Annotated in this window: 4 protein-coding genes; 1 reads left to right on the top strand and 3 read right to left on the bottom strand. The window is 74.1% G+C overall.

Features of this window, described 5'->3' with window-relative positions; genetic code table 11:
* Positions 1–585 (top strand): endo alpha-1,4 polygalactosaminidase (locus tag JNW89_RS27625; protein ID WP_238451287.1); only part of this gene is annotated, 585 nt, incomplete at its 5' end.
* A 46-nt stretch (positions 586–631) separates the two neighbouring features.
* On the opposite strand, the gene JNW89_RS27620 is transcribed toward JNW89_RS27625, so the two are convergent.
* The 3 genes from JNW89_RS27620 to rnc form a co-directional block, all read right to left on the bottom strand.
* Positions 632–2,701 carry an MMPL family transporter gene (locus tag JNW89_RS27620; RefSeq protein WP_238451286.1) on the bottom strand — a complete coding sequence of 690 codons (2,070 nt, stop codon included), beginning with the start codon at positions 2,699–2,701 and terminating at the stop codon, positions 632–634.
* A gap of 361 nt (positions 2,702–3,062) precedes the next feature.
* Complete coding sequence (gene mutM, locus JNW89_RS27615) at positions 3,063–3,920, bottom strand: bifunctional DNA-formamidopyrimidine glycosylase/DNA-(apurinic or apyrimidinic site) lyase (protein WP_238451284.1); 858 nt, start codon at positions 3,918–3,920, stop codon at positions 3,063–3,065.
* Positions 3,913–4,722, bottom strand: coding sequence for a ribonuclease III (gene rnc, locus JNW89_RS27610; RefSeq protein ID WP_238451282.1), 810 nt, complete (start codon positions 4,720–4,722; stop codon positions 3,913–3,915). Before rnc ends, mutM begins: the two co-directional genes overlap by 8 nt.
* Positions 4,723–4,936 lie beyond the last annotated feature (214 nt).

The raw sequence follows: 4,936 nt of genomic DNA, 5'->3' as shown, positions 1-4,936 counted from the left end.
GCCCTGCGCGGGCGGGACCGCCGGCTGGTCTGCCAGGTGCACGTCGGCTCGTACGCCGGCACCGACCCGGACGCCACCCGCTTCCCGCTGGCGGTGCGGGGCACCCCCACCGGCCGGGGGCAACGCCGCTGGCTCGACGTACGCCGGTGGGACGTGCTGGAGCCGGTGCTGGCCGACCGGTTCCGGCTCTGCCGGGGCAAGGGCTTCGGCGCGGTGGCGCTGGCCGACGCCGACGGGTACGCCCACCGCTCCGGCTTCCCGCTCGGCTACGACGAACAACTGACGTTCAACCGGCGGCTGGCGGTGCTGGCCCGCTCCCTCGACCTCTCCCCCGGCCTGATGAACGACGTCGGCCAGGTGGCCGCGCTCGCGCCCGACTTCGACTTCGCGGTCGTCGAGGAGTGCGTCCGGCTGAGGGTCTGCGCCAAGCTGCTGCCGTTCGCCGACGCGGACAAGCCGGTCTTCCACGTCGAGTACACCGGGCACACCGCGACGTTCTGCGTCACCACCCTCGGGTACGGCTTCGCCTCCATCCGCAAGAACCGGTCGCTGGACGCCTGGCGCGACCCCTGCCAGCTCCCCTGACGCCGCGAGGGGCCCCTGCTGCGGCAGGGGCCCCTCAGGCGGGGATTCAGCGGACGCCGACCAGCTCCGGGGTCGGGGCGGGCGGGTCGGCCGCCGGGACCGCCTGCTGCTGCCGCAGGAAGCGCGGCGCCCACCAGTTGGCGTCGCCGAGCAGCGTCATCAGCGACGGCAGCACCACCGCCCGGATGATCGTGGCGTCCAGCAGGATCGCGGCGGCCAGCCCGATGCCGAGCTGCTTCATGTCGATCGTGCTGAGCGAGGCGAAGATCCCGAACACCCCGACCATGACGATGGCCGCGCTGGTCACCACGCCCGCCGACGAGGTGATCCCGTACGCCACCGCGTCGCGGTTCGACATGCCGGCCCGGACCCCCTCGCGGATCCGGCTGACCACGAAGACGTGGTAGTCCATGGAGAGCCCGAAGAGCACCACGAAGAGGAAGAGCGGCAGCCAGGAGACGATCGCCCCCATCGAGGTGAACCCGAGCAGCCCTTCCGCCCAGGTGCCCTGGAAGACCAGCACCAGCAGGCCGTACGCGGCGCCGGCGGAGAGCAGGTTGAGCACGATCGAGGTGAGCGCGACGACCACCGAGCGGAACGTCAGCACCATCACCGCGAAGGTCAGCGCCAGGACGAAGGCCATCACGATCGGCAGCTTTTCCCCGATGTGCCGGGCGTAGTCCTGGTTGCCGGCGACCTCGCCGCCGACCGCGTACTCGACGCCCGGGATGCCCTTGAGCGCCGCCGGCAGCAGGTCGTCGCGAAGCTCGTCCAGCGAGCGTGCCGCCTCGTCGGACCGGCCGGCGTACGGGGTGGCCAGCTCCAGCACCGACACCCGCCGGTCGGCCGACACCTCGATCTTCGGGCCGTCCGCCTCGACCGGGGCGAACAGCGGGTCGGCGCCGGCCCGTCCGGCCAGCTCGGTAAGCGCGGCGCGCACCCGGTCGGCCTGCTCGGCGGGCGCCCGTACGGCCACCTGGTGGCTGGTGCCGGTGCTCGGGAAGGCGGCGGTGAGCCGGTCGTACGCCTGCATCGCCGGCGTGGTGCGCGGCAGGTCCTCCATGCCGGGGAAGTTCAGCTTCATGCCCAGCGCGGGCGCGGCCAGGGCGAGCAGCAGCCCGACCGAGACGACCAGGGTGGCCAGCGGCGCCCGCAGCGCGGGGCGCAGCACGGCCGGCCAGAACCGCGGCGTCGCCGGTCGACCGTCCGGCCCGGTACGCGGGGCGGTGAGCCGCCAGAGCAGCGGCACCCGGGGCCGGTCGACCCAGCGGCCGAGCTTGGCCAGCAGCGCCGGCAGCACGGTCAGCGAGCCGGTGACCGCGACCGCGACCACCAGGATCGAGCCGACCGCGAGAGAGGAGAAGACCGCGTCGTTGGCGAGCAGCAGCCCGGCCATCGAGATGACCACGGCGAAGCCGGAGACCACCACCGCGTGCCCGGAGGTCTCCGCCGCGATCTCCACCGCGTCGAGCCCGGAGCGCCCCTTGGCCCGTTCCTCCCGTTCCCGGCGGACGTAGAACAGCGAGTAGTCGACGCCGACGGCCATGCCGATCAGCAGGATCACGCTGGCCGTGGTGTCGGTGGCCGGCACCAGGTGCGAGGCGAGCGTCGACAGCCCCATCGCGGCGGCCACCGAGGAGAGCGCCAACAGCACCGGCACGCCGGCGGCGATCAGCGCGCCGAACGCGACGATCAGGATGGCCAGGGTGACCGGCAGGCTGAGCAGCTCGGCCCGCTTGAAGTCCTTGCCCAGGGTCTCGTCCAGCGCCTGGTTGATCGACGGCCCGCCGACCTCTTCGACGCGCAGCTGCGGGTGCGCCGCCTGGACCTCGGCGGTGGCGTCGCGCAGCGGCTGCACCCGGTCGGACGCGTCCTCGCGCTCGCCGGACATGGTGATCGGCAGCAGCAGGGCGGCCCCGTCGTGGGAGGGCACCGGCGCGCCCACCGACGCGACCCCGGTGAGCTGCTTGAGCCGGTCGGCGGCGTCGGCCGCCGCACGCTTCGCCGCGGCCTGGTCCAGCGCCCCGGCCCGGGAGGTGATCAGGATGTTCTCGACCGCGGGGTCGGCGAAGTTCCCCTCGGTGACGATCGCCTCGGCGCGGCCGGACTCCCCCACCGCCTGGTCGCGCGCGTCGCCTCCTTCATGCCGGCGGCGTTGCCCCCGACGAAGCACACCGCCACGAACACCACCCAGAGCGCGATCGCGCGCCACGGGTGCTCGGCGCTCCACCGCGCCACCCGCACCGTCACCGGTCTCCTGCCCATCTCCCGGGCCCCCCTCCACGCGTCGGCCTCCTGCCGACCGTGTCGACGCTAGGGACAACGGCGGGCGCGGACATCGGGGATCGGCCCCGGCTCGTCCCGGACGCGGCGAAAGCCGGCTGTGCGGGTGACCGGAGCGGACGGCCGGGCAAACCGGGCGGATCTGCGGGACGCCGGGGGACGGCACACCGGCGCAACCCCGAGCCGGCTCGGGGTCACCCCTTCAGGGCGCCCCGGGGCCGCGGCTGACAGCGCGGGCAGCTGAACGACGACCGGTTCATGAACGACTCGCGCCGGATCGGCGTACCGCACCGCCGGCAGGGCTCACCCTCGCGCCCGTACGCGTTGAGCGACCGGTCAAAGTAGCCGCTCTCGCCGTTGACGTTGACGTAGAGCTCGTCGAAGCTGGTGCCGCCCTGCTTGATCGCCTCACCGAGGACGTCGCGGACGTGGCCGAGCAGCCGGGTGGCCGCCGGAGCGGTGAGCGCGTCGGTCGGGCGGGCGCCGTGCAGCTTCGCCCGCCAGAGCGCCTCGTCGGCGTAGATGTTGCCCACCCCGGAGATCAGCGTCTGGTCCAGCAGCGCCCGCTTCACCTCGGTACGCCGTCGCCGCAGCGCCGCGACGAACCCGGCGTCGGAGAACTCCTCGTCCATCGGGTCCCGTGCGATGTGCGCGATCTCCGCGGGCAGCTCGGCGCCGCCCTCGCTGACCGAGAGGCCACCGAAGGTGCGCTGGTCGACGAAGCGCAGCTCCGGACCGTCGTCGGCGAACCGGAACCGGACCCGCAGGTGCAGCTCGTCGGCCGCCGCGATCGGCTGGAGCAGCAGTTGGCCGGACATCCCGAGGTGGCCGATCAGGGCATCGCCGCTGTCCAGCGGCAGCCAGAGGTACTTGCCGCGCCGGCGCACGGCGGTGACCGTACGACCGGCCAGCACGTCGGCGAAGTGGCCCGCGCCGGGAACGTGCCGCCGGACGGCGCGCGGGTGGCGTACCTCGACCGAGGTGATCCGGCGACCGGTGACCCACTGGGCCAGGCCCTGCCGGACCGTCTCGACCTCGGGCAGCTCAGGCACGGCCCAGCCCCGCCTCGGCCGGGTCGGTGGCCGCCCCGGCCTCCGCCGCCGTCCGCTCGGCCCGCTCCTGCTCGGCCTGCGCGGCCTGCTCGGCCTGCTCGGTCAGCTCCCGCCAGGCCGCCTCGGCCGCCCGCTGCTCGGCCTCCTTCTTGCTGCGCCCCTCGGCCCCGCCGTAGCGGTTGCCGGCCACCACCACCCAGGCCGTGAAGGTCTTGAGGTGGTCCGGTCCGGTGCCCTCGATGCGGTACTCCGGGACGCCCAGCCCCAGCGCGGCGGTGAGCTCCTGGAGGCTGGTCTTCCAGTCCAGCGCGGCGCCCCGGCCGGCCGACTCCGCCATCAGCGGGTCGAAGAGCCGGTGGATGACGATCGCGGCGGTCTCCAGGCCGTACTGGAGGTAGATCGCGCCGAGCAGCGCCTCCAGGGTGTCGGCGAGGATGCTCGCCTTGTCCCGGCCGCCGGTGCTCTCCTCGCCCTTGCCCAGCAGCAGGTACGCGCCGAGCCCGTCCGGCCCCAGGCCGCGCGCCACGTCGGCCAGCGCGCGCATGTTCACCACGCTGGCCCGCAACTTGGCGAGCTGCCCCTCGGGCAGGTCCGGGTGGTTGCGGAAGAGCGCGGTGGTGATCACCACCCCGAGCACCGAGTCGCCGAGGAACTCCAGCCGCTCGTTGGTGGGCAGACCGCCGTTCTCGTACGCGTACGAGCGATGGGTGAGCGCGCGCTCCAGCAGTTCGGGGTCGAGCGTCACACCGAACGCCGCCTCGAGGTGACCGACGGGAGAACGCCGCCGCTTGTCGTTCGTCATGTGCCTACCTCTTCGTTCGGGACTGCCGGGGGCGCGAACCCCGTTCTCGCGCTCACGGGCGTACCTCGTCGGTGCGGTCCACGGCCGGCGACCCGACGGCGCGCCGTCGAGCAGCGCGCGGACGCGGTCGCTGGCGCTCCGCGCCACAGGTGGGCGGCGAGGGCGATGCCGGAGGCGACGTCCTCGGCTCCGGCGGCGCGTGGCACACCACCAC

The sequence above is a fragment of the Micromonospora sp. 4G55 genome, from assembly GCF_016803375.1.
This window is presented reverse-complemented; position numbering and strand designations above follow the sequence as displayed.

Bases quoted from the DNA above. Each gene is read 5' to 3' on its own strand.
- rnc (WP_238451282.1), bottom strand. From the start codon at position 4,722: ATGACGAACGACAAGCGGCGGCGTTCTCCCGTCGGTCACCTCGAGGCG.